This is a genomic window from Pseudomonas sp. 05L36 (genome assembly GCF_056398125.1).
The window spans coordinates 59,011-80,890 of the sequence record NZ_JBFTOU010000030.1 but is presented as its reverse complement, the minus strand read 5'-3'; the positions used below and the strand labels follow the sequence as shown (position 1 = coordinate 80,890).

Here is a 21,880-nt window from a genome sequence, read left to right as displayed (position 1 = left end):
GTCAGCGCTTGTCAGCGACCAATGGCGGGGTACGCGGCGGGATCATGCGTTTGTTGCCGGTCGACTCGAACGCCGACGCCAGGTGCAGCAGCGACGAGTCGTCATAGGCGCGCCCGGCAAACGTCAGGCCGACCGGCATGCCGATGTCCGGCATCACGCCCATCGGCACGGTGACCGTTGGCACGCCAAGATGACGGATGGCGAGGTTGCCGTTGGCGACCCATACGCCGTTGCTCCAGGCGATATCTGCCGATTGCGGATCGACATCGGCATTCGCCGGGCCCACATCGGCAACCGTCGGGAACAGCACCGCGTCGAGGCCCAGGCGATCCATCCAGTCTTCCAGATCGATCTTGCGGGTTTTCTCCAGTCCGCGCAGGCCGTCCGGCATCGTGCTGATCTGGTCCCACGGGGTGATGCCGCGCTCGGCCATGCGCACGTATTCGTCCATGCCGGCAACCAGGTCGCCTTCGCGGTTGGGCAGGGTGCCCGGGTCGTGAGGGAAGATCTGCGGGCCGTCGACATCGACGAGGCGATTCAGTTTGGGATTGCCGTTCGCTTGCAGGAAATCATCGAAGGCCCAGGCGGTCAGGTCCCACAGTTCATGGTGTAAAAATTCTTTGGAGACGATGCCGCGATTGAACACGGTCGGTGCGCCCGGGCGATCGCCTTCGCAATTGGAAACCAGCGGGAAGTCCACTTCGAGCACTTCGGCGCCTGCGGCTTCGAGGGCGTTGCGCGCCTGTTCCCAGAGGCCGATCACCGAAGGACGGGTGTTGATGCGTTGGCCGGTCGGCCCACCGATGCCCGGCGCTTCGGATGTGCCGGCTTCAGGGTCGGCGTTGATGTACATGCGTGGAATGCCGAACTTCTTGCCTTTGAGCGCCTCGCTGTTGGCGGCCAGCGCCGCGTAGGATTTGGGGCGCACCAGGGACGAGCTCGGAATCGGCACCCAGGGTTGCAGGCGCCACAGGTCGCCACGGGTGTCCGGGTCATCGGCCACCACCACGTCGAGCACTTCGAGCAGGTCGGCCATGGTCCGGGCAAACGGCACGACCACGTCCATGGTCGGCGTCAACGGCCAGTTGCCGCGCACCGAAATCACTCCGCGCGAAGGCGTGTAGGCGCACAAGCCATTGTTCGAGGCCGGTCCACGGCCGCTCGACCAGGTTTCTTCCGCCAGGCCGAAGGCCGCGAAACTCGCGGCAGTGGCAGTACCCGCGCCGTTCGACGAACCGGAGGCGAATGGGGCGGTGAGGTAGTCAGCGTTGTACGGACTCTCGGCGCGGCCGTAGACGCCGCGCTGCATCCCGCCGTTGGCCATCGGCGGCATGTTGGTCTTGCCCAGGCAGATCGCCCCGGCGGCGCGCAGGCGCTCGATGGTGAACGCGTCGCGATAGGCGACCAGGTCCTTGAAGGCCGGGCTGCCGGAAGCGGCGGTGAGGCCCTTGACCAGATAGCTGTCCTTGGCGGTGTAAGGGATACCGTCCAGCGCTCCCAGCGTCTGGCCCTTGGCGCGACGGGCGTCGGACGCCTGCGCTTCGGCGAGCGCCTCGGGGTTGCGCACCACGACCGCATTCAGCGCCGTTGGCGTTTCGGGGCCGTCATAGGCGTCGATCCGCGCGAGATAAGCCTGGACCAGTTCAACCGAGGTGGTCTGGCCGGATTCGAGCGCGGCGCGCAGCTCGGCAATGGAAACTTCGGTAACTTCGATCATGCTGCCACCGCCGCTTGCAGGTGGAGGGTCCCAAACACTTCACTTTTCTCGAAATGGACTTTCATATCGTTATTCTCGTTGCACTGTGTGGCACGACAGGGTCGGGTGTTAAAAATACTGAGCACTATTTAGCATTAAACCGGGATTTTAGGAATCCGTTGTCCAATTTATCTTACAGGCGACAGAAAAAAGGCCACCACAACCCGACGTTGTGGTGGCCCGAGGGTGACTCATTATAGTGGCCCGCGCGCGCAGGCCAATGGATCAGTGAGCGCCGGCGGCCTTGTTCAGGTCGCTTTCGGCCCATTCGGTGTAGACGCAGGCATCGGCGGTGGCCCAGCGCACCCGCACCGGGTCACCGGCCTTGAGCGGCATGCCGGCGGCGGACAGTGCCTTGACCGTCATCGAGGTACCGCCCGCGGTGACCACGCTGCAGGTCTGGCTTTCGCCGAGAAACAGCACTTCCACGACCTTGGCCGAGACTTCGTTCCAGCCGGCGGCCAGCGGTTCGGCAAGGGCTTGTTCATTGCTCAGGGCCAGGGCTTTTTCCGGACGCACCATCAGCAGCACGTCCTGATCGGTGTGCAGGCCGGCCGTGAGTCGGATCGACAGCGCCTGACCTTCAAACGACGCTACCGCATTACCCTGAGCCTTGAGCTTGAGGAAATTCGAGTTGCCGAGGAACGACGCTACAAAGGCATTCGGCGGATTCTGGTACAGGTCATAGCCGCTGCCGAGGCCGACGATTTTGCCGTGGCTGAAAATCGCGATGCGCTGGGACAAACGCATGGCTTCTTCCTGATCGTGGGTCACGTAGACGATGGTGATGCCCAGGCGCCGATGCAGTTGGCGCAGTTCATCCTGCAAGTCTTCACGCAGTTTCTTGTCCAGTGCACCGAGGGGTTCGTCCATCAACAGGATGCGTGGCTCATAAACCAGCGCCCGTGCAATGGCGACTCGTTGCTGCTGGCCACCGGAGAGTTGCGAAGGGCGGCGATGGGCAAATTGCTCAAGCTGCACCAGCTTGAGCATCGCATCGACCCGGCGTTCGCGTTCGGCGGCGGCCAGTTTGCGAATGGCCAACGGGAAGGCGATGTTGTCGCGTACCGACAGGTGCGGGAACAGTGAGTAGCGCTGGAACACCATGCCGATGTCGCGTTTGTGCGGCGGCACGTTGACCAGCGACTGGCCGTTGACCAGGATCTCGCCGCTGCTCGGGGTTTCGAAGCCGGCGAGCATCGACAGCGTGGTGCTTTTGCCCGAGCCGCTGGAGCCGAGGAAGGTGAGGAATTCACCGTCCTTGATGTCCAGCGAGATGTTGTCCACGGCGGCGAAGTCGCCGTAGTGCTTGTTCAGGTTACGCAGGCTGACCAGGGGCTTGTCATTTTGCTGCGGGGAATCTTTGATCACTGCACTCATGTCGTACTCCTGGGCGCTCAGGCGCTGATTTCGTTGCGCCGGCGCAGAGCGGCGGCGATCACCATGACCAATACCGAGAGGCCGATCAGCAGCGTCGAAGCGACGGCGATCACGGGCGTCAGGTCCTGGCGCAGGGTGGTCCACATTTTCACGGGAAGGGTTTGCAGGGTCGGGCTGGCCATCATCACGCTCAGCACCACTTCATCCCACGAGACGAGAAAGGCGAAGAGGGCGCCAGCCACCATGCCCGGACGGATCGCCGGGAAGGTCACCTTGAACACCGCTTGCAGGCGCGAGGCGCCGCAGATCACCGCTGCATCCTCGATCGACTGGTCGAACAGCTTCAGCGAGTTGATGATCGAGATGATGGTGAACGGCAACGCGACGATGACGTGGCTGACCACAAACGCGAACATGGTCCCGGTGTAGCCGAGTTTCAGGAACAGCGCGTACACCGCCACGGCGATAATCACCAGCGGCACGATCATCGGCAGGGTGAACAGGCCGTAGAGCATTTCCCGGCCGGGGAAGCGGCCACGCACCAGGGCGAAAGCGGTCGGCAGGCCCAGCGCGACGGCGAAGAACGTGGTCAGCACCGCGACTTTCAGGCTGGCCATGGCGGCGTTCATCCAGTCGGCGTTGGAGAAGAACTGGCCGTACCATTTCAGCGTCCAGCCCGGCGGCGGGAACACCAGCCATTGCGACGAGCCGAACGACAGCAGCACGATGAACACGATCGGCAACAGCAGGAACAGACCGATCAGCCCGGTGGTGGCATACAGGCCGAAGCGCATGCGCCGGCTCATGGCATTGGGGGTCAGGAGCATGACGGCTTACCTCGCGTTGCTGGCGCCAACCGGGGATTCCGGCTGAAGCTTCAGGTAGAAGTAGAACAGCACCAGCGTGATCACGATCAGCAACGCGGCGCCGGCACTCGCCAGGCCCCAGTTGAGGAACGACTGCACCTGCTGAATGATGAACTCGGGCAGCATCATGTTCTGTGCACCGCCCAGCAGCGCCGGGGTCACGTAGTAACCGAGGGACATCACGAACACCATCAAACCGCCGGAGAACAGCCCCGGCCGGCACAGCGGCAGGAACACCCGGAAGAAGTTGGTCCAGGGGCTGGCGCCGCAGATGGAACCGGCCTGCAGGATCATCGGGTCGATGGCCTGCATGGTCGCCTGCAACGGCAGCACGATGAACGGGATCATGATGTAGCTCATGCCGATCACCACGCCGGTGAGGTTATGCACCATCTCCAGCGGCTGATCGATGATGCCCATGGCCATCAACGCCTTGTTGATCACCCCGGAGGCTTGCAGCAACACCAGCCAGGAGTAGGTGCGGGCGAGCAGGCTGGTCCACATCGACAGCAGCACGATGTTCAGGATCCAGCGGCCCCAGCCGCGCGGCACCAGGGTGATTGCCCAGGCCAGCGGGAAGCCCAGCAACAGGCTGAACAGCGTCACCAGTCCCGCCACCGAGAAGGTGTTCAACAACACCCGTGCGTAGGCGGAGTTGGCGAACAGTTGCTCGTAGTTGCCCAGACCCGGCACCGGTTCCAGCACGCCGCGCAACAGCAGGCCAATCAGCGGCGCGAGAAAGAACAGGCCGAGAAACAGCAGGGCGGGGATCAGGTTGCTCGATCCGCGCCAGCGCTGGGCCAGGCTTGGCGATTGCGTCATTGCAGCCGCCTTGCCGGCAGCGCCAGGGGCGCTCCCGACTGACGTGGAGGGACGGGATGCGGTTGCCGTCATTTTCATTTGACCAGCCATTCGTTCCACCGTGTCGCGATGGCCGGACCGTTCTTGGCCCAGTACGCGAAATCAAGAGTGATCTGATCCTTTACGTAGGCGGTCGGCAGATTCGGGGCCAGCACCGAGTCCAGGCGCTGCACGCTGTCGACGTTGACCGGGGCGTAGGCGGTCAGGTTGGAGAAGTCGGCCTGGCCCTTGGCACTGCTGGCGTTGGCCAGGAACTTCATCGCCGCGTCCTTGTTTTTCGAACCCTTGGGAATGACCAGGATGTCGGCCATGACCAGGTTCTGCTTCCAGCTTACGCCGACCGGGGCGCCGTCTTCCTGCAGGGCATGAATCCGGCCGTTCCAGAACTGGCCCATGCTCGCTTCACCAGAGGCCAGCAGCTGCTGCGACTGCGCGCCGCCGCCCCACCAGACGATGTCTTTCTTGATGGTGTCGAGTTTTTTGAAGGCGCGGTCCAGGTCCAGCGGGTAGAGCTTGTCCGCCGCTACACCGTCGGCCAGCAGCGCCAGTTCCAGCACGCCTGGGCTTGGCCATTTGTACAGGGCGCGTTTGCCGGGGTAGGTCTTGGTGTCGAACAGCGCGGACCAGTCTTGAGGCTTGTTGGCGCCGAGCTTGCCTTCGTTGTAGCCGAGGACGAAGGAGAAGAAGAACGAGCCGACGCCGTAATCGCTGACGAAGCGCGGGTCGATCTTGTCGCGTTCAATCACTTTGAAATCGAGGGGTTCGAGCAAGCCTTCGGCGGCGGCGCGCAAGGCGAAGTCGGCTTCGACGTCGACCACGTCCCACTGCACGTTGCCGCTCTCGACCATGGCCTTGAGCTTGCCGTAGTCGGTCGGGCCATCCTGCACAACGGTGATGCCGCTGGCCTTGCTGAACGGGTCGGCCCAGGCCTGCTTCTGTGCATCCTGGGTGCTGCCGCCCCAACTCACGAAGTTGACGCTTTCAGCCGCCAGCAATGCCTGGCTGGTCACGCTCAGCAGTCCTGCAAAAAGAACCGCGGTCGCACGTTTGTTCAACACCATTTTCACGCCCTCATTGTTGTGTTTATGAGCGGGGCTTTGGAGTGCCCGCCTATCGGGAGCAGTAAGTCCGTCGAGTCAGTGCTGACTGTCCGGTCTATGGAATATCATATTATGGTATTCCAAACTTTGTGCAAGCACTTTGCCGTACCGGCTATCAGCCGAAAGTGGATTTTCAGTGGTTCCGAAGGTTGCCCGGTTACGCAATCCCCTGTGGGAGCGAGCTTGCTCGCGATGAGGGCGTGTCAGTCGATACCAGTGTTGACTGTCATACCGCTATCGCGAGCAAGCTCGCTCCCACAGGGAAATGTGCTACGCCAAGAGTCACCCGGTGAATGGAATACTCTCCACCACCTCCAGGTCATACCCGGTCAAGCCCGCATATTTCAGTGGCGGGCCCAGATGACGCAGCTTGCCCACGCCAAGGTTCTGCAGGATCTGCGCTCCAGTACCCACCTCCGAATAAATCCGTGACTGCGAACGGCTGAACTGCCGGGGCGGCTGGGTCAGTTGCGGCACGCGTTCGAGCAGCGCCTGCGAGGATTCGTGATTGGCCAGCACCACCACCACGCCGTGGCCTTCGGCGGCGACGCGCTGCAAGGCGGCCCACAACGTCCAGTTGGTCGGCCCGCTGTATTCGGCGCCGACCAGATCGCGCAACGGATCGATCACATGCACGCGCACCAGCGTCGGCTCATCGCGACGCAGATCGCCCATGACCATGGCCATGTGGACACCGCCTTCGATGTGATCCTCAAAGGTGATCAGACGAAAGGTGCCGTGCACGGTCGGCAGGTCACGTTCACCGATGCGCACGATGGTGTGTTCGGTGCTCAGGCGATAGTGGATCAGGTCGGCGATGGTGCCGATCTTGATCCCGTGCTTGCGCGCGAACACTTCCAGGTCGGGGCGGCGGGCCATGGTGCCGTCATCGTTCATCACTTCGACGATCACCGAGGCGGGCGTATGGCCGGCCAGGCGGGCCAGATCGCAGCCGGCTTCGGTATGGCCGGCACGGGTCAGCACGCCGCCTTCCCGGGCGCGCAACGGGAAGATATGGCCGGGTTGCACGATGTCGGCAGGGCCGGCATGGGCGGCGACGGCAGCGGCCACGGTGCAGGCCCGATCCGCAGCGGAGATACCGGTGGTCACGCCGACGGCGGCCTCGATGGACACGGTGAAGGCGGTGCTGAACACGCTGCCGTTGCTCGGCACCATCTGCTCCAGGCCCAGGCGTTTGCAGTGCTCGTCGGTCAGGGTCAGGCAGATCAGGCCGCGGGCTTCCCGGGCCATGAAGCTGATCGCCTCGGGTGTGCAGCAATCGGCGGCCAGCAACAGGTCGCCTTCGTTTTCCCGGTCTTCATCGTCCACCAGCAGAACCATTTTGCCGAGGCGGTAATCTTCGATGATTTCTTCGATGCTGTTGAAGGCCATGCTGGAGTCTCAGTGTTTGTTGGATTGGTAATGTGGTATACCATAATACAAAATAAACCGAGAGGTCACTATGAAGGCTTACTGGATTGCTCACGTGGATGTCACCGACCCCGATCAATACAGCCAATACACTCAGCGGGCGCCGCAGGCGTTTGCCCTGTATGGCGGTCGGATTCTGGCTCGCGGTGGGCGTAGCGAGGCGATGGAAGGCCGGGCTACGCCGCAACGCAGCGTGGTGATCGAGTTCGATTCCTATGAGCAGGCGGTGGCTTGTTATCACTCGGCGTTGTATCAGGAGGCTAGGGGGTATCGTGAAGGGGTGGCTTCGGCTGAGGTGATTATTGTCGAGGGCGTGGCGCCGCTCTGAATGGCGACTGAGTACATATCCGTTGCTGCGGTAACGGCGGCTGGCGGTTTCGCCCTTACGGCGAGTCCCTTTTTTTACAAGAGCGCCTAAAAAAAGTAACCAAAAAAACGCTCGCCCCGAACGTACGGCCCCTCGCTAAGGCTCGGCGTTCCTTCGCTCCGGCATTCATCCGGGGGCATTGCCCTCCGGTCGGCTTCGCTTCGACCTACATGCAATGAGTTCGACTGCGTCGAACGGCGCTGCGCGCCAATCCCCGGATAAACACCTCCGCTCAGCCTGCCGAGGGGGCGGGTGGATCAAGATCAAGGCCTGCCAGCCGACCAATTTCTTTCGAATGTACCCAGCTCAACTGTAGGAGCTGCCGAAGGCTGCGATCTTTTGATCTTGTTTGTAAGTAATAAAGCCAAAAGATCGCAGCCTCGTTGCACTCGACAGCTCCTACAGGGAAATGCGCAYGCATGAAGAACCAGGCCGGCCGGTAGGCCGCCTCGTTTTTGCTTTTGCGGTACACGCCCCCTCGTGAGGCCGAGTGGAGGTTCTGCGCAGTGGGCAACCCGGCATGGATGGCCGATGGCGGCGGGCCCACGGAGCAGGACCGGAGCGAGGGCATGCCGAGCCTGGGCGAGGCACCGAATGTCAGGGGCAAGAGCCCTTGGTTACTTGGGGCCGGGCGGCGTTCCGCTTTTCCAAGTGACCCGCCGTAAGGGCGGAACCCTAAGTGGCCGTTACCGCAGCAACGGATAGGTACACCCTCAAAAATCCATGCCGCCTGACACAAAGCCATCGTCGGAACGCCGCCCGGACCAAGCTTGCTCCCACAGGGATCTTCAGTGGCCACAAGTCCCGAGTAAACCCGAGAACCGGAACCGAAACCGAAAAGATCTACACCGGCAATCGCAACTCCGCACACAACCCGCCACCCTCACGATTGCTCAAGGTCAACGACCCTCCAATGGCAATTGCCAATTGCTGGGCGATCGCCAGCCCCAACCCGGTGCCACCAGTGCTGCGGTTGCGGGAGTTTTCCACGCGGTAGAACGGTTCCATCACTTGCTTGAGTTCTTCTTCAGCGATGCCCGGGCCGCGGTCGAGGATCTTGATCGACAGGTTGCCATCGGCCTGTTTTTCCACTTGCAACTCGGCAGCACCGGCAAATTTCAATGCGTTGTCCGTCAGGTTGACCAGCACCCGGCGCAAGGCGTGGGGGCGGGTGTCGATGACGGTGGCGCTTTTGCCTGTGAGCCGAACGTCCTTGCCCACGTCCTGGTAGTCGAACACCAGGCTGTCGAGGAACGAGTCGAGGTCGGTGCGGCGGCTTTCTTCGGTGGCGCCGTGGATGCTGCGGGCGTAGGCCACGCCTTCGCGGACCAGGTGTTCCATCTCGCCAAGGTCGTTCCACAGTTTGTCTTTTTCGCTGGAGTCGTCCATGAACTCGGCGCGCAGTTTCATGCGGGTGATCGGGGTTTGCAGGTCGTGGGAAATCGCCGCGAGCAACTGCATGCGTTCCTTCAGGTACGCCGCGATGCGTGCCTGCATCGAGTTGAAGGCCTTGGCGGCGTGGGCGACTTCGGTCGGGCCTTTTTCGTCCAGGAGTACTGGGTGCGCGTTGGGGTCCAGGGTTTCGACGGCACCGGCGAGGCGGGTGAGGGGGCGGATGGCGATTCTGACCGCCAGCCAGGAGCAGGCCAGCATCAGCGCCAGTTGCCCGAGCAATACGATGGGCAGCCAGGGCGACAACGGCACCATCGCCGGACGGACGTCGATGGTCAGCGGGCTGCCATCTGCCAGGTTCAAGTGCACTTGAAAATGTTTTTTCGGCCCGGGGATGTCGGTAAAAGTCATCGGGTAATCGTGACCGATGGCGTCTTTGATCGAGGCAATGGCAATGGGCGTATCGGGCATGTCGGTGCGTATGGGCGTGCCCGGCGAACCCTCATTGAGCAGGTAGCTGTAATTGCGCCGCTCCAGTTGTTGCAGCCAGCCGGATCGCTCGTTGGCGGGCAAGCGGTCGAGGATGGCTATGGACGTGGAAACGTCGGTTTCCAGGTTGCCGAGCATGGTGTTTTTCGAGGATTCGTAGCGCTCGTAATACTGCGCGCCGAAGGACAGCGCCTGGGCGAGGATCAGGCCGATCAGGAAAATCAGCGACAGCCGCGAGGCCAGGGTCCGCGGCCAATGCAGCGCCTGCGTCATGATCGATCGCCCAGGATTTCCACCGGCAGGGAGAACACATAGCCTTCGCTGCGCACGGTCTTGATGTAGGCCGGTTCGCGGGCGTCGTCCAGCAGGCGCTGGCGCAGGCGACTGACCAGCAAGTCGATGGAGCGGTCGAACAGGTCGGCATCGCGGCCCTGGGTCAGGTTCAGCAGCTGATCACGGTTGAGCACTCGTTGCGGATGATCGAGAAACACCCGCAGCAATCGATACTCGGCACCGCTCAGGGCCACCATGGTACCGTTTTCGTCGAGCAGGTGACGGGCCGAGGTGTCCAGGCGCCAGCGCCCGAAGGCCAGCAGACGGCTGGCTTCGGTCACCACCAGGTTCGGTGGCAGCATGCGGGTGCGCCGTAGCACCGCGTTGATCCGCGCCAACAGTTCACGGGCCGCGAAGGGCTTGACCAGGTAGTCGTCGGCACCCATTTCCAGACCGAGGATGCGATCGGTTTCATCGTTGCGGGCGGTGAGCATCAGCACTGGCGTGGTCTTGTGTTTGCCGGCGCGCAGTTCGCGGCACAACAGCAAGCCATCGTCCCCCGGCATCATGATGTCCAGCACGATCAGGTCCACCGGGGTGGTTTCCAGAAAAGCGCGCATCTGCCGTCCATCCGCCACGACCGTGGTGCGCAAGCCGTTCTTCTTCAGGTAGTTGCCTACCAGCTCGCGGATTTCGCGGTCATCGTCAACGATGAGGATGTGATCAACGTGATCCATTGGGCCAAACCTCTGATAAATGGGGAATGCCACACAGTCTATCGAGCCTGGGCGGGCTCGCCTGCCGCCCTTTGTATTGCAGTGTATCTGGCTTGCCTGAGGATACACACGAAGGCAAAAAAGCCGATTTTCAGCGGTTTTGTATTGCTCTGTATCTGCGCCCGGTTCTGATACGTACCGATTGATTCAAGCCGATTCCCGACACAGACGAGATACCTCGCAAGCATTTAATAGGTTCCATCGAGGCAAACCAGACCGCTTCGGATCAACCTTTTGAAACCTTGAGGAACTCGCCATGAACACCAAAGCCATCTACGCCGCGTGCCTGTTTGCCGCACTGAACATCTGCACCCTGTCGGCCCGTGCCGAAGCCGATGTCGCTCCGAAAACCTACACCTACGGCACCCAACTTGACATCAGGAAAGTGGTGTCGCTGACCGAGGACACTACAGCGTCCTGCGGCGTGGTGAATGCGCAGCTGACGTACCTCGATTCCCAGTCCAAAACCCAGGTGCTGGATTACCGCAAGTTGGCTGACAACTGCAACTCGGAAAACTGAGTGTTGCGATCAACGACCGCTTAATCCATTTGCAACAGGAAGGACATCATGAACAACGTTTCCCGCTACCTGACCGCCATCGCCTTTTCCGTCGCCGGTGCGGCAGCCCATGCCAACGCCGCTGTCGAGCAAAGTGCCTGCGCCAGCAACACCTGCTTCCAGCTCACGCCGGTGGCAGAGAAGGGCACCCATGGGTTCCTTGCGCAAGACGGTTCCAGCCGCACGCCGCAGGGGCAGTTGCTGAATGAACAGACCGCTTGAGAACACCCCCAATCCATTGTAGGAGCGAGCCTGCTCGCGATGGCGTCGGGTCAGGCGATACATCGTTGACCGAACAATCGCTATCGCGAGCAGGCTCGCTCCTACAGTGGTGATGTGTTGCCCTCTAATTTGCATCAGGTGATCCCATGTTACTCATCGCTTTCCTGGGCGGCATATTGACCGTCCTCAGCCCGTGCATCCTGCCGGTCGTGCCATTGCTGTTTGCCGGGGCCGACCGCACACGCTCCTCGATCCTGCTCACCCTCGGCGGCATGGTCCTGACCTTTGCCCTGGTCTCCAGCCTGGCCGTGGTCAGCAGTGAGTGGGTGATTCAGGCCAGCAACACCGGCCGCCACGTAGCGCTAGTGGTGATGGTGCTGTTCGCCCTGTCGCTGATTTCCGCTCGGGTCGGTGACTGGCTGGCGCGGCCCTTCGTGCTACTGGGTAATCGCATCGACCCGAACTCGCGCAAGGTGTCCGGGCCGCTGGCTTCGATCATGATCGGTGTCGCCACCGGGTTGCTCTGGGCACCCTGCGCCGGGCCGATCCTCGGGGTGATTCTGACCAGCGCCATGCTGCAGGGCGCGAACGCCGGCACCAGTCTGTTGCTGGTGGCCTATGGTGCGGGCAGTGCGCTGTCCCTGGGCACCTTGATCTTTACCGGTCGCGGCCTGGTCAATCGCTTGAAACCGTCGATTCCGGTTACGGGCTGGTTGCGCCGTGGCGCCGGGGTTGCGGTGCTGGCCGGGGCGGCGGTGATTGCAACGGGGGCCAACGACCTGTTGCTGGCCAATACTTCTTCGCAAGGTGTCAGCAGTGTCGAGAAGGGCGTGCTGGAGACCGTGCCGAAAGTCGTCGATTACCTGGTCAGCAAGGTCAAGGCCGACAGCACCATGGGCAATGCCCAGGGCGCCATGCCGTCGCTGTCCGGCGCAGTGGACTGGCTCAACTCGCCCGCACTGACCAACGAAGCGCTGAAAGGCAAAGTGGTGCTGGTGGACTTCTGGACCTTCGACTGCATCAACTGCAAGCACACCCTGCCGTACGTGAAGGACTGGGCGAAGAAATATGAAAAGGACGGACTGGTGGTGATCGGCGTGCACACGCCCGAATACGGCTTTGAACGCATCATCGACAACGTCAGGGCCAAGGTGAAGGAGTACGGCATCACCTACCCGGTGGCGATCGACAACAACTACGCGATCTGGCGCAACTTCGACAACCAGTACTGGCCGGCGCACTACCTGATCGATGCCAAGGGGCAGGTGCGTTACACCCACTTCGGTGAAGGCAGCTACGACACGCAGGAACAAATGATTCAGCAGTTGCTGCAGGAGGCCAGGGCCAGCGCGCCTGCGGCGTAATCCGCTTGATCAATGGCTCACAGGTCCCGAGCCATGAGCCATTGATCTTTTTCCCACGCTTCAAAACGCTCCAGCACCACCCATCCGCGCTTGGCGTAATAAGCGCTCTGGTCCTGGGTGTGCAGGTAGATCCTCTTCTCGCCGCTGGCTTTGGCTTGCGCGCAAATCCCTTCGATCAATCGCTCTGCCAGGCCCTTGCCGCGTGCCTCGGGGGTGATGAACACGCAAGCGAGCCACGGCCCCAGATCCGGGCGATGGTCCAGGTCGGCCCTGGCCAGTGCTGCGCCGCCCACCAGCTCGTCGTGGTCGAGGGCGATCAGACATTTCCAGTCGCCGTTGTCTTGGCCTTCGGTGAACTCACGTTGCCAGTCAGGCAGGGGCTGTCCGGCGTATTCGTAGTGGAACTGCTGGTGGATCCACGAAGCGAATGTGTTGCTGTGCCGCATATGTCGAGCAAGCCAGTCCAGGCGGGGTGCCATGTTGTGAGTCCTTTCAGAGGTCAGTCGCTGGTTAGCGAGAGTAGCGGGCCTGGGCGGTGCTGTCGCCTGCGCTGGCTCAGCGACCGCTCAAGTGATTCGAGGCCACCTGAGCGCGCCGCCACGCCGCCGGCGGCGCACCGTACTCGCGACGAAAGGCGCGGCTGAAGGCGGTATCGGTCTGGTAGCCGACTTCTTCGGCGATCCGCGTCAAGGAGCTGTTGCTGCTGCGCAACAGATTGGCGGCCAGCAACATGCGCCATTGCGTCAGGTATTGCATCGGCGACACCCCCACCAGTTGCTGGAAACGTTCGGCCAATACCGATCTTGAGGTGCTGGCGGTGCGCGCCAGTTCGTCCAGCGTCCAGGCGTGGCAGGGTTTTTTATGCAAGGCGTTGAGGGCAGCGCCGACGATGCGGTCGCGCACACCGGCCAGCCAGCCGGTGCGGCCTTCGCCCTGTTCATTCATGTACAGGCGCAGCACTTCGATGAACAGCACTTCGGCGAGTTTGGCCAATACCCCTTCGCCGCCGGGGCGGGGCGAGCGGGCTTCGGCGAGGGCATAGCGCACGGAGGATTCCAGCCAGATGCCGGCATCCGAGCCGCGCACATTGACCCGCACCACGGCCGGCAAGCCCTTGAGTAACATGCCCGCCAGGCGCGTGTCGCACGCCAGGTACCCGCACACCAGGCGGGTGACCGCGCCACCCCCGCCATAACTCAGCTGCCGGGGCCGCCGCGCCAACACCGCATCCAGTCGCGCACCCGTGGCCGGGGGTAATCCGGGACGTGAGCACATGCGATGGGCATCGCCCTGGGGGAAGATCACCACGTCGCCCGCACTCAGCAGCAGCGGCGGGTCATCGCCCAGTTCGACATAGCACTCGCCCTCGGTGATCAGGTGAAAGATCACCACCCGTTCCGCATCGGGCTCCAGAAACGGCGCCGCCGTATCGGCGCTGGGCGACTGGTAGCACCAGGGCGCAGTGAAGCGGGCGTTGATGAAGATCGCGCCGACCAGATGCACGACGCGCAGGGTCTGTGACAGAGCGTCCATTGGGGTTTCCCCGTGGGAGGGTTCCTGATTGTGAACGCGCCGGCGCGCAACGTGGAATCTCCGGACGATCGGGCAGGGTTGGGCGACGATCGGGCAGGACGCCAGCGCCCGTCAGGACGATAGTTTGACCACAGGGTGAGTGCCGCCCTGCCATCCAGAACAATAAAGAGAGGTTGCCATGCCTAAGTTCGTCATCGAACGTGAGATCCAGGGCGCCGGAGCTCTGTCGGAAAGGGATTTGAAAGCCGCTTCGCAAAAGTCCTGCCGGGCCTTGCGTGAGTTGCCAGAGGTGCAGTGGCTGCAGAGTTATGTCACTGGTGACAAGCTCTATTGCGTGTACATCTCGCCGAGCGAGGCGCAGATCCAGGAGCACGCCAGGCTGAGCGGTTTTCCTGCCAACCGCATTTCCCAGGTCATGAACATCATCGATCCGACAACGGCGGAGTAACCGCGGCCGGACCCGATTTGTGTTTCAACCCAGAGACCGCCTCCATGAGTACACCCATTGACCTGACTGCCTTGAAAAACCGCCAGATGGCCTCCTGGGCCAGCGGTGACTACGCCGTGATCGGCACCACCCTGCAAATTGTCGGCGAGCAACTGGCCGAAGCCTGCGACCTGTTGTGCGATGAGCGCGTGCTCGATGTTGCTGCCGGCAACGGCAACGCGACACTCGCGGCTGCACGCCGTGGTTGCCAGGTGACGTCCACCGACTATGTCGCGGCCTTGCTCGAACGCGGCGAAGAACGGGCCCGGGCAGAACGCCTGAACGTCTCCTTCCAGGTCGCCGATGCCGAAGCCTTGCCCTTTGCCGACGGCAGTTTTGATGCTGTGCTGTCGACCTTCGGCGTGATGTTCACGCCGGACCAGCCCAAAGCCGCCACGGAACTGGCGCGGGTTTGCCGCCCGGGCGGCCGGATCGGCCTGGCCAACTGGACGCCGGAAGGTTTCGTCGGCCAGATGTTCAAGACCCTGGGCCAGCACCTGCCACCCCCGCCGGGAGCGAATCCGCCCTCGCGCTGGGGTACTGAAGCCTGGCTGCACGAGCATTTTGACGAGCGGGAATTTCTGCTCCAGGTGACGCGTCGCACCTTCAATTTCCGCTATCGCTCGGCGGCGCATTTCATCGACACCTTCCGCGAGTGGTACGGGCCGGTGCACAAGGCCTTCGCCGCGCTGCCCGCGGATGGCGCCAAGGCCCTGGAGACCGACCTGACCGAGCTGATCAACCGGATGAACCGGGCGGGCGACAAGTCGCTGGTGGTGCCGAGTGAATACCTGGAGGTAGTGATTACGCGGCGGTAGCTGACAACCCTGCAAAAAACTGTGGGAGCGAGCTTGCTCGCGATAGCGGTCTTCCAGTCACAGTGCTGTGTCTGATACACCGCCATCGCGAGCAAGCTCGCTCCCACAGGGGTTGTGTGGTGGTCAATGGCATCTAAATCACTACGGCCCCACGCGCCTCCAGCAACTCGCGCAACACCGACCGGTGACAATGCGCTTCATCCTCGCAATAACAGCCCACGGCCAGGGATGTCTGATGGGACAACGCAGCCAGCAGGTCGAGCATCTGACTGGCAGCGGGCTGGCTCATCTCGGCCTTGAATTTGCGTCTGAACACCTCCCAGGCCTTGGCATCTTGCGCAGCCTTGGCCTCGGCCACCAGCTCCGCGCTGGGCGACAGCAGCGGCTGCCAGACATCATAAAAATCCCGACAGGCGAATTCGGCTTTCGGTACGCCACGGGGAGGGCGGCGTACCGTACCCAGGCGCAAACCTTCGTCGGGTCGACGGGGTGATCCGAGTTGAACAATATGGACCGCCATGGCTACTTGAGCCGCGATTGGTCAAACCACTCGAGCGCCGTGCGCCATAAGCAGATGCCCAGGAAGTACGCCGACATCAGCAGCCACAGCCCCATCACCAACGGGTTGATCACCGGGTGGTTGAGCACCAGCGACAAACTGCACAGCAACCAGATGGCCGTCACCGCAATGTTGATCGGCATGAACCGGCGCACGCGGAACGGATGCAGGAATTTCATCCGGGTCACGGTCAGCAGCGCCAGGCCAATCACCGTAACAAAGGTGATCCACGGCGACGGAGCGATGATGTACAGGCACAGGGCAACCACGTTCCAGGCGGCGGGGAAGCCCTGGAAGTAGTTGTCCTTGCTCTTCATGTTGACGTTGCAGAAGCAGAACAGCGACGACACCAGAATCAGCGACACGCTCAGCAGCAAGGTGTAGTCCGGCAACGGGATGTAGCGATAGATGAACAGTGCCGGGATAAACACATACGTCAGGTAATCGATCACCAGGTCGAGGATCGAGCCATCGAAGCTCGGCAACACTGACTGCACATTGACCTTGCGCGCCAGTGCACCGTCCAGCCCGTCGACGATCAGGGCGACGCCCAGCCACAGCAGGCAATGGGTCGGCTGGTTATCCAGCAGGGACAGGGTGGCGAGGAAAGCGGTGACCACGCCAGTGGCGGTAAAACCATGGGCGCCCCATGCTTTGAGTCTGGCGATTCGTAGGGTTGAAATCACGGGGGCGTTCTCCAGTGAATGAAGCAAGCCAGTTGTCACCCCGCGTATGGGGGCGATGGCAAACCGGGTCGGGTTGCAGGTATCGACCGGGTATCCGGGAATAAGGTTCACCACCTATGAATCTTAGCTGCGCCGCAAAAAAACACTCCGGACCCATCTGCGGTAGCACGGGCGCGTCAGCCCAACGGTGCTGGCACATTCGCCTGCGGGGACTATCGTTGCCTGACTGGATAAACCCCTTCCAAAGAGGACAAGCGTCATGAACACCAGCGATCTGCTCGAACAATTATTGCGCGCCGGCCAGGGCTCGATGGCGCAGCAGGGTGGCAGTGGCGCGGCGGCCCAAGGCGGGCTCGGCGACCTGGGTGGATTGCTCGGCGGGTTGTTGGGCGGTGGCGGCGGTGCTGGCGGCGGTGGCGGCGGTGGCGGCGGTGGCGCAGGGTTGGGCGGTTTGCTCGGTGGTTTGCTCGGCGGCGGTTCGCCGATGGGTGGCGCGCCACAAAGCCGCTCCGGTGGTGGCACAAATTATGCGGCGCTGGCGTCCCTCGGCATGATGGCGTTCCAGGCGTACCAGGCCTGGCAGCGCAGTCAGGCGTCGGCCCCGCAAGAAGCTCCGCGCACGGTGGACTTGCTCGCCGGCCCGGAAGCCGAGGAGCACAGCCATGCGATCCTGCGGGCATTGATTGCGGCGGCCAAGGCCGATGGCCGGATCGACGACGCCGAGAAGCAGATGATCAGCACCGAGATCGGCCGTCACACTGACGATCCTCAATTGCAGCAATGGCTGGACGATGAAGTCGCCAAGCCACTGGACCCCAATGACGTGGCGCAGTCGGCGACCGATCCTGGAATGGCCTCGGAGATGTATCTGGCCAGCGTGATGCTGGTGGACGACCAGCAGGACGCCGAGCGCAACTATCTGGATGAACTGGCCGCGGCGTTGCAGATCGAGCCGCAGCTGCAATTGCATCTGGAGCAGCAAGCCAAGGGCGGCGCGGTCTAAGTTGCCTACGGCAGCAGAAACGTGGGGATGTAGGAGTGACCGCAAGAGTCAGGAAGGAACTCCAGGTGGCGAGGGAGCAAGCTCCCTCGCCACAAGAGTGTGTTACTTCAGGAACGCCTGGAAGTCGGTGCCCAGTTTGTCGATCGCCGCCTTGAAGTCCTTGGCGGTAATCTTCTGGCTTTCGTTTTCCAGGGCGGTGCCAAACACTTTGCGCACCACTTTGGCCACGGTCTGGTTGCTCTTCGCGTCGACGAACTCGGCTTCGATGAACAGGGTGGTGTCCTGGTCGCGGTGACCGGTGGCGGCCTGAGTCGCGCCGACAACGGCTGCGACCGGGACCACTTCATACCACTTCATGCCTTCGTTCTCGGCGGTCACCCCGGTAATTGCCGCACGCATGATCAGGGGCCTGGAACCGGCCGGTGCGGACGAGGTGTTGGACACTACGCGGTATTTCTGACCCAGGGTGGCCTTGGCCTTGCTGGTCATGTAGTTCTGGATGTCGGAGAGCGTTTGCTGGTTGACCCGTTCGTTGGGCTTGGGCGCCGGGTACAGCTCCAGCTTGTTGAACACCACGGTGTCATAAGCATTCGGGTTCCACGAAGGGCTGACCCAGCGCATCGCGGTGCCGCCGCTCGGCGTTTGGACTTCCTGCAGGTTGTTGTAGTTGGACAGGAAGCCAGAGTATTGCTCCTTCTCAGTCACTTTCGAGGTGCAACCGCCTAGCAACAGACTGGCCAGCGCGGCGCCGACAAGCAGTTTTCGGGACAGATTCATAGTGGTGTTTACTCCTTGGATGAAATCGTCGTTCTTTCGTTTACAAAACATCAGAATCGCCAGGTCATATTCCCGGTCAAGGCTTGAATCCAGGTATTGTCGAATTCACCGGAAATTTGATTGCCCGATACGGATTTGGCCTGGTCAACCGGCATGTCGCCGATCCAGACCATGGCCCAGCTGACGTTGACATCAGTGTCTTTGTTCAGAGCATAGGTGGCTCCTGTGGCAATGCGCCAGGATTCGCTCATCGGCACGACCACGCTACGGTTGCTGTCCGAGACGGCACTGCTGTCGTAGGCCACGCCGAAGTTCCACAACCACTGCTCGGTGGCCTGGTATTGCGCGCCAAGGGAAAGGTGCCAGGTGTCCTTGAAGCCGGCGTCGACCGTTGTCGATTGCGCACCAAGGGCCGTGGTGTCGACCTCTACGGCGATGTCGCCGAACTTGGACCAGTCCTGCCAGTTGGCCGAGGCCAACAACGCCCATTGCCGGTCCAGTTGCTGGAACAGACTCAGGGTGACGGTTTGCGGTACCTTCATATCGAGTTCGGTGTTGGTGTTGTTGACGCGCTCGAGCAGACGTCCGTCGCCCTTCACATCGAGCCGGTCCTCGAAGTCCAGGTCGACCTGGCTGGTGTAGGTCAGGCCGATGCGTGTGCCGGGTTGCGGGGCGTAGATCACCCCGACGTTGGCGCCATAACCCCAGTCGTTGTCCTTGTATTTGTACTGGCCGTCCGAGCGGTCAGTGAAGCCGAAAGGGGAACGGTCGATAGCGGTGTCTGCCTTCAACATGCCGTACATGGCCTTGATGCCCAGGCCGACCGACCACTGCTCGTTGAAGCGATAAGCCACGCTCGGTACCAGCGACAGGCCGAGCAGGCTGGAGTTCTGTGCGAAGTAACGGCCGGACCAATCGTTGTCGTAGTTGACCGCCAACCCGAAGTCACCGTACTGGCCGAAACCGACGCTCCAGTGCTCGTCCAGTTCATGGCTGATGAAGAAGCTGCCACCGGGAATCGGATCGAGGGCATTGCCACTGCCGCTGCCCGGGACGTTGGTGCCGGAGTCGCGGTCGAAGCTCAGGTCGCCATACAGAACCTGCAAGCCGGCGGTGATTTGCGTGCCCGGCAGGTAGCTCATGCCCGCGGGGTTACTGGCTATGGTCGAGGGGCCTTGGGCACGGGCGGCGGCACCGGCGTTGGCCAGGCCGGCGTTATCGGTGCCGATTTCATAGAGCATGATGCCACCGGCCCAGGCTTGCTGGCAGCACAGGGCAAGTAGCGCAGAAGCGGGCAGGGTAGCGGTTTTTGTCGGCATTGAAATCCCTCAGCAATTGTCCATTTCGAATACGGGTGGACTGCACCAGCCACCCGTGGATTCGGCTGTTACTTAGCCATCTCTGCTCGAGCCTTGGCGATCTTGGCTTTAACCGAGTCGAGGTTGAAACTCGCGCCTTTTTGCATCGGCGGGAACTCGATCGCTGTTTCAGCCAGTTTGGCCACCTGCTGCTGGACGAACACGAAACGCCAGAATTGGAACTTGAACCAGTCGAAGTATTGTTGCGAACCCTGTGCGGCCTGATTTTCCGGCCAGCCCATGCGCTCGAATGGGTCGAGTCGAAGATTGGTCAGGTTCGGCACGTCCACATCAACTTTAGCCCCCAACCAGCCACCCGGTTGATCAATGAAGCGATATTTGTAGTCGTCTATGCGCACTGCACCCAAGGAGCTTTCTCCGAAGTAGAAAACTTCATGCCGGTTCGACGGACCTTTTCCGGTGATCATTGGAGTTTGATCATAGCCGTCCAGGTGAACTTTGTAGGTGGTATCGCCCAATTGTTTGCCTTTGAGCAGTTCCGCCGTGATGTTCGGGTTGCCCGCCGCCGCGACCAGGGTCGGGAACCAGTCCATGCCGGACATGATGCCGTTGCCGATCTGGTTGGCCGGCACCTTGCCCGGCCAGCGGATGATCGCCGGCACCCGGAAGCCACCTTCCATGACCGTGCCTTTGCCCATGGCGAACGGCGTCGTGCCGCCATCGGGCCAGGTGAAGTTTTCCGCACCATTGTCGGTGGTGAAAATCACGATGGTGTTGTCGTCCATGCCGTCTTTTTTCAGCTTCGCCAGGACGTCGCCAACGATGTCATCGAGCTGCGCCATGCCGGCTTCCTGTTCCGACCAGCCATTCTGCGAGTTGCGCATGGCCTCGTACTTGTCGGACAGGTGCGTGACGATGTGCATGCGGGTCGGGTTGAGCCAGACGAAGAACGGTTTGTTGTCCTGTTTGGCCTTGTCGATGAAAGAGAAGGCCTTGTCGCGAATCTCCTCGTCGACGGTTTTCATCCGCTCCGGATAGAGCGTACCGGCGTCTTCGATTTTCTGCTTGCCCACCTTGCCCCAGCGCGGCATCACGGTCGTGTCATCAGTGGTGGAGGCCCAACTGTGGACCATGTTGCGTGGGCCGACGCTGTCCAGCAGCTCCTTCGGATAATTGGGGTGCGCCGGGTCTTCCATGGCGTCGAGGTGATAGAGGTAGCCGAAGAATTCATCGAAACCGTGGACGGTGGGCAGGAACTGGTTGAGGTCACCCAAGTGGTTCTTGCCGAACTGGCCAGTGGCATAACCCATGGCCTTGAGTGCGGTCGCGATGGTGACGGCTTCGGCGGGAATACCCACGGGCGAGCCGGCCTGGCCGACAGTGGTCATGCCCGTACGAATCGGCAGTTCGCCGGTGATGAAATTGGCGCGGCCGGCGGTGCAACTGGCTTCGGCGTAATAGTCGGTGAAACGCATGCCTTCGTTCGCTAGCTGATCAAGGTTGGGCGTTCGGCCGGCCATCATGCCCTGGTTGTAGACGCCGATATTCGACCAGCCGATATCGTCGCCCATGATCACCAGGATGTTGGGGGCTTTGTCGGCGGCCAGGGTCAGGCTGGGAAACGCCATTGCAGACAGCAACAGGGGGACCGCTAACATCGAGGTTAAGGTTGTCCGATTCATGTCGAGCTCCTGCGTACTTGCGTGAGTAAATCGAGACGAGCCCCCAACCGTCGTTGAAATTCGTAACCCCCGGGAAGAGCGTAGGTTTGAATTGCGAAATATCCAGTAATGGATAGTCAGAAAGTATTGATTCAGGCGCATTGCGCCGAAAGAGTGTCCCGTTAAAGACACCGGCGAAAT

Annotated in this window: 22 protein-coding genes; 7 read left to right on the top strand and 15 right to left on the bottom strand. The window is 61.7% G+C overall.

What is annotated here, in order from left to right:
* Position 1: 1 nt before the first annotated feature.
* From AC1DKH_RS25740 to ribBA, 6 genes are all read right to left on the bottom strand, one after another.
* Positions 2 to 1,717, bottom strand: coding sequence for an amidase (locus AC1DKH_RS25740; protein ID WP_477799688.1), 1,716 nt, complete (start codon positions 1,715 to 1,717; stop codon positions 2 to 4).
* A 264-nt stretch (positions 1,718 to 1,981) separates the two neighbouring features.
* Positions 1,982 to 3,136 (bottom strand): ABC transporter ATP-binding protein, encoded by a 1,155-nt coding sequence (locus AC1DKH_RS25735; RefSeq protein ID WP_477799687.1) that lies wholly within the window; start codon positions 3,134 to 3,136, stop codon positions 1,982 to 1,984.
* A gap of 17 nt (positions 3,137 to 3,153) precedes the next feature.
* The gene (locus AC1DKH_RS25730; protein WP_007976227.1) at positions 3,154 to 3,963 is read right to left on the bottom strand and encodes an ABC transporter permease; all 810 of its coding nucleotides are present in this window, start codon (positions 3,961 to 3,963) and stop codon (positions 3,154 to 3,156) included.
* A 6-nt stretch (positions 3,964 to 3,969) separates the two neighbouring features.
* Entirely contained in the window at positions 3,970 to 4,902 is a 933-nt protein-coding gene (locus AC1DKH_RS25725) for an ABC transporter permease (RefSeq protein WP_223463131.1), read from the bottom strand.
* On the bottom strand, positions 4,899 to 5,924 hold the full coding sequence (locus tag AC1DKH_RS25720) for an ABC transporter substrate-binding protein (protein ID WP_477752784.1): 1,026 nt from the start codon (positions 5,922 to 5,924) through the stop codon (positions 4,899 to 4,901). The genes AC1DKH_RS25725 and AC1DKH_RS25720 overlap by 4 nt, the downstream gene beginning before the upstream one ends.
* Before the next feature lie 321 nt (positions 5,925 to 6,245).
* The gene (gene ribBA, locus AC1DKH_RS25715; protein ID WP_477799686.1) at positions 6,246 to 7,355 is read right to left on the bottom strand and encodes a bifunctional 3,4-dihydroxy-2-butanone-4-phosphate synthase/GTP cyclohydrolase II; all 1,110 of its coding nucleotides are present in this window, start codon (positions 7,353 to 7,355) and stop codon (positions 6,246 to 6,248) included.
* 70 nt (positions 7,356 to 7,425) lie between these two features.
* Between ribBA and AC1DKH_RS25710 the strand changes: the two genes are divergently transcribed.
* Positions 7,426 to 7,722, top strand: coding sequence for a DUF1330 domain-containing protein (locus tag AC1DKH_RS25710; RefSeq protein ID WP_477765534.1), 297 nt, complete (start codon positions 7,426 to 7,428; stop codon positions 7,720 to 7,722).
* An 882-nt stretch (positions 7,723 to 8,604) separates the two neighbouring features.
* On the opposite strand, the gene AC1DKH_RS25705 is transcribed toward AC1DKH_RS25710, so the two are convergent.
* Both AC1DKH_RS25705 and AC1DKH_RS25700 read right to left on the bottom strand, forming a co-directional pair.
* Positions 8,605 to 9,915, bottom strand: a complete 1,311-nt coding sequence (locus AC1DKH_RS25705; RefSeq protein WP_477799685.1) for an ATP-binding protein — start codon at positions 9,913 to 9,915, stop codon at positions 8,605 to 8,607.
* Positions 9,912 to 10,652 (bottom strand): response regulator, encoded by a 741-nt coding sequence (locus AC1DKH_RS25700; RefSeq protein ID WP_477752780.1) that lies wholly within the window; start codon positions 10,650 to 10,652, stop codon positions 9,912 to 9,914. Before AC1DKH_RS25700 ends, AC1DKH_RS25705 begins: the two co-directional genes overlap by 4 nt.
* Before the next feature lie 295 nt (positions 10,653 to 10,947).
* Between AC1DKH_RS25700 and AC1DKH_RS25695 the strand changes: the two genes are divergently transcribed.
* From AC1DKH_RS25695 to AC1DKH_RS25685, 3 genes are all read left to right on the top strand, one after another.
* Positions 10,948 to 11,211 (top strand): DUF2790 domain-containing protein, encoded by a 264-nt coding sequence (locus tag AC1DKH_RS25695; RefSeq protein WP_477799684.1) that lies wholly within the window; start codon positions 10,948 to 10,950, stop codon positions 11,209 to 11,211.
* 48 nt (positions 11,212 to 11,259) lie between these two features.
* Positions 11,260 to 11,472, top strand: coding sequence for a hypothetical protein (locus tag AC1DKH_RS25690; RefSeq protein WP_477752778.1), 213 nt, complete (start codon positions 11,260 to 11,262; stop codon positions 11,470 to 11,472).
* Positions 11,473 to 11,618: 146 nt separating this feature from the next.
* Positions 11,619 to 12,836, top strand: a complete 1,218-nt coding sequence (locus tag AC1DKH_RS25685) for a cytochrome c biogenesis protein DipZ (protein ID WP_477799683.1) — start codon at positions 11,619 to 11,621, stop codon at positions 12,834 to 12,836.
* 17 nt (positions 12,837 to 12,853) lie between these two features.
* Here AC1DKH_RS25685 and AC1DKH_RS25680 read toward each other — a convergent pair whose 3' ends face one another.
* Both AC1DKH_RS25680 and AC1DKH_RS25675 read right to left on the bottom strand, forming a co-directional pair.
* Positions 12,854 to 13,315 (bottom strand): GNAT family N-acetyltransferase, encoded by a 462-nt coding sequence (locus AC1DKH_RS25680; RefSeq protein WP_477799682.1) that lies wholly within the window; start codon positions 13,313 to 13,315, stop codon positions 12,854 to 12,856.
* A 76-nt stretch (positions 13,316 to 13,391) separates the two neighbouring features.
* Entirely contained in the window at positions 13,392 to 14,369 is a 978-nt protein-coding gene (locus tag AC1DKH_RS25675) for an AraC family transcriptional regulator (RefSeq protein WP_477765279.1), read from the bottom strand.
* Positions 14,370 to 14,547: 178 nt separating this feature from the next.
* Between AC1DKH_RS25675 and AC1DKH_RS25670 the strand changes: the two genes are divergently transcribed.
* Together AC1DKH_RS25670 and AC1DKH_RS25665 are read left to right on the top strand one after the other, a co-directional pair.
* Positions 14,548 to 14,817 carry a DUF4242 domain-containing protein gene (locus AC1DKH_RS25670; RefSeq protein ID WP_477752774.1) on the top strand — a complete coding sequence of 90 codons (270 nt, stop codon included), beginning with the start codon at positions 14,548 to 14,550 and terminating at the stop codon, positions 14,815 to 14,817.
* A 44-nt stretch (positions 14,818 to 14,861) separates the two neighbouring features.
* Entirely contained in the window at positions 14,862 to 15,674 is an 813-nt protein-coding gene (locus AC1DKH_RS25665) for a class I SAM-dependent methyltransferase (RefSeq protein ID WP_477799681.1), read from the top strand.
* A gap of 133 nt (positions 15,675 to 15,807) precedes the next feature.
* Here the strand turns inward: AC1DKH_RS25665 and AC1DKH_RS25660 are convergent, their stop codons facing one another.
* Both AC1DKH_RS25660 and pcsA read right to left on the bottom strand, forming a co-directional pair.
* The gene (locus AC1DKH_RS25660; RefSeq protein WP_477752772.1) at positions 15,808 to 16,194 is read right to left on the bottom strand and encodes a DUF488 domain-containing protein; all 387 of its coding nucleotides are present in this window, start codon (positions 16,192 to 16,194) and stop codon (positions 15,808 to 15,810) included.
* Between the two features lie 2 nt (positions 16,195 to 16,196).
* Positions 16,197 to 16,919 (bottom strand): phosphatidylcholine synthase, encoded by a 723-nt coding sequence (pcsA, locus tag AC1DKH_RS25655; RefSeq protein ID WP_477752771.1) that lies wholly within the window; start codon positions 16,917 to 16,919, stop codon positions 16,197 to 16,199.
* A gap of 259 nt (positions 16,920 to 17,178) precedes the next feature.
* Here pcsA and AC1DKH_RS25650 point away from each other — a divergent pair, with 259 nt between their 5' ends.
* Entirely contained in the window at positions 17,179 to 17,922 is a 744-nt protein-coding gene (locus AC1DKH_RS25650; protein ID WP_477799680.1) for a tellurite resistance TerB family protein, read from the top strand.
* 102 nt (positions 17,923 to 18,024) lie between these two features.
* On the opposite strand, the gene AC1DKH_RS25645 is transcribed toward AC1DKH_RS25650, so the two are convergent.
* From AC1DKH_RS25645 to AC1DKH_RS25635, 3 genes are all read right to left on the bottom strand, one after another.
* Entirely contained in the window at positions 18,025 to 18,699 is a 675-nt protein-coding gene (locus AC1DKH_RS25645) for a DUF3313 domain-containing protein (protein ID WP_477799679.1), read from the bottom strand.
* A gap of 50 nt (positions 18,700 to 18,749) precedes the next feature.
* Positions 18,750 to 20,018 (bottom strand): OmpP1/FadL family transporter, encoded by a 1,269-nt coding sequence (locus AC1DKH_RS25640; RefSeq protein WP_477799678.1) that lies wholly within the window; start codon positions 20,016 to 20,018, stop codon positions 18,750 to 18,752.
* 68 nt (positions 20,019 to 20,086) lie between these two features.
* On the bottom strand, positions 20,087 to 21,700 hold the full coding sequence (locus tag AC1DKH_RS25635) for an arylsulfatase (RefSeq protein WP_477752767.1): 1,614 nt from the start codon (positions 21,698 to 21,700) through the stop codon (positions 20,087 to 20,089).
* Positions 21,701 to 21,880 lie beyond the last annotated feature (180 nt).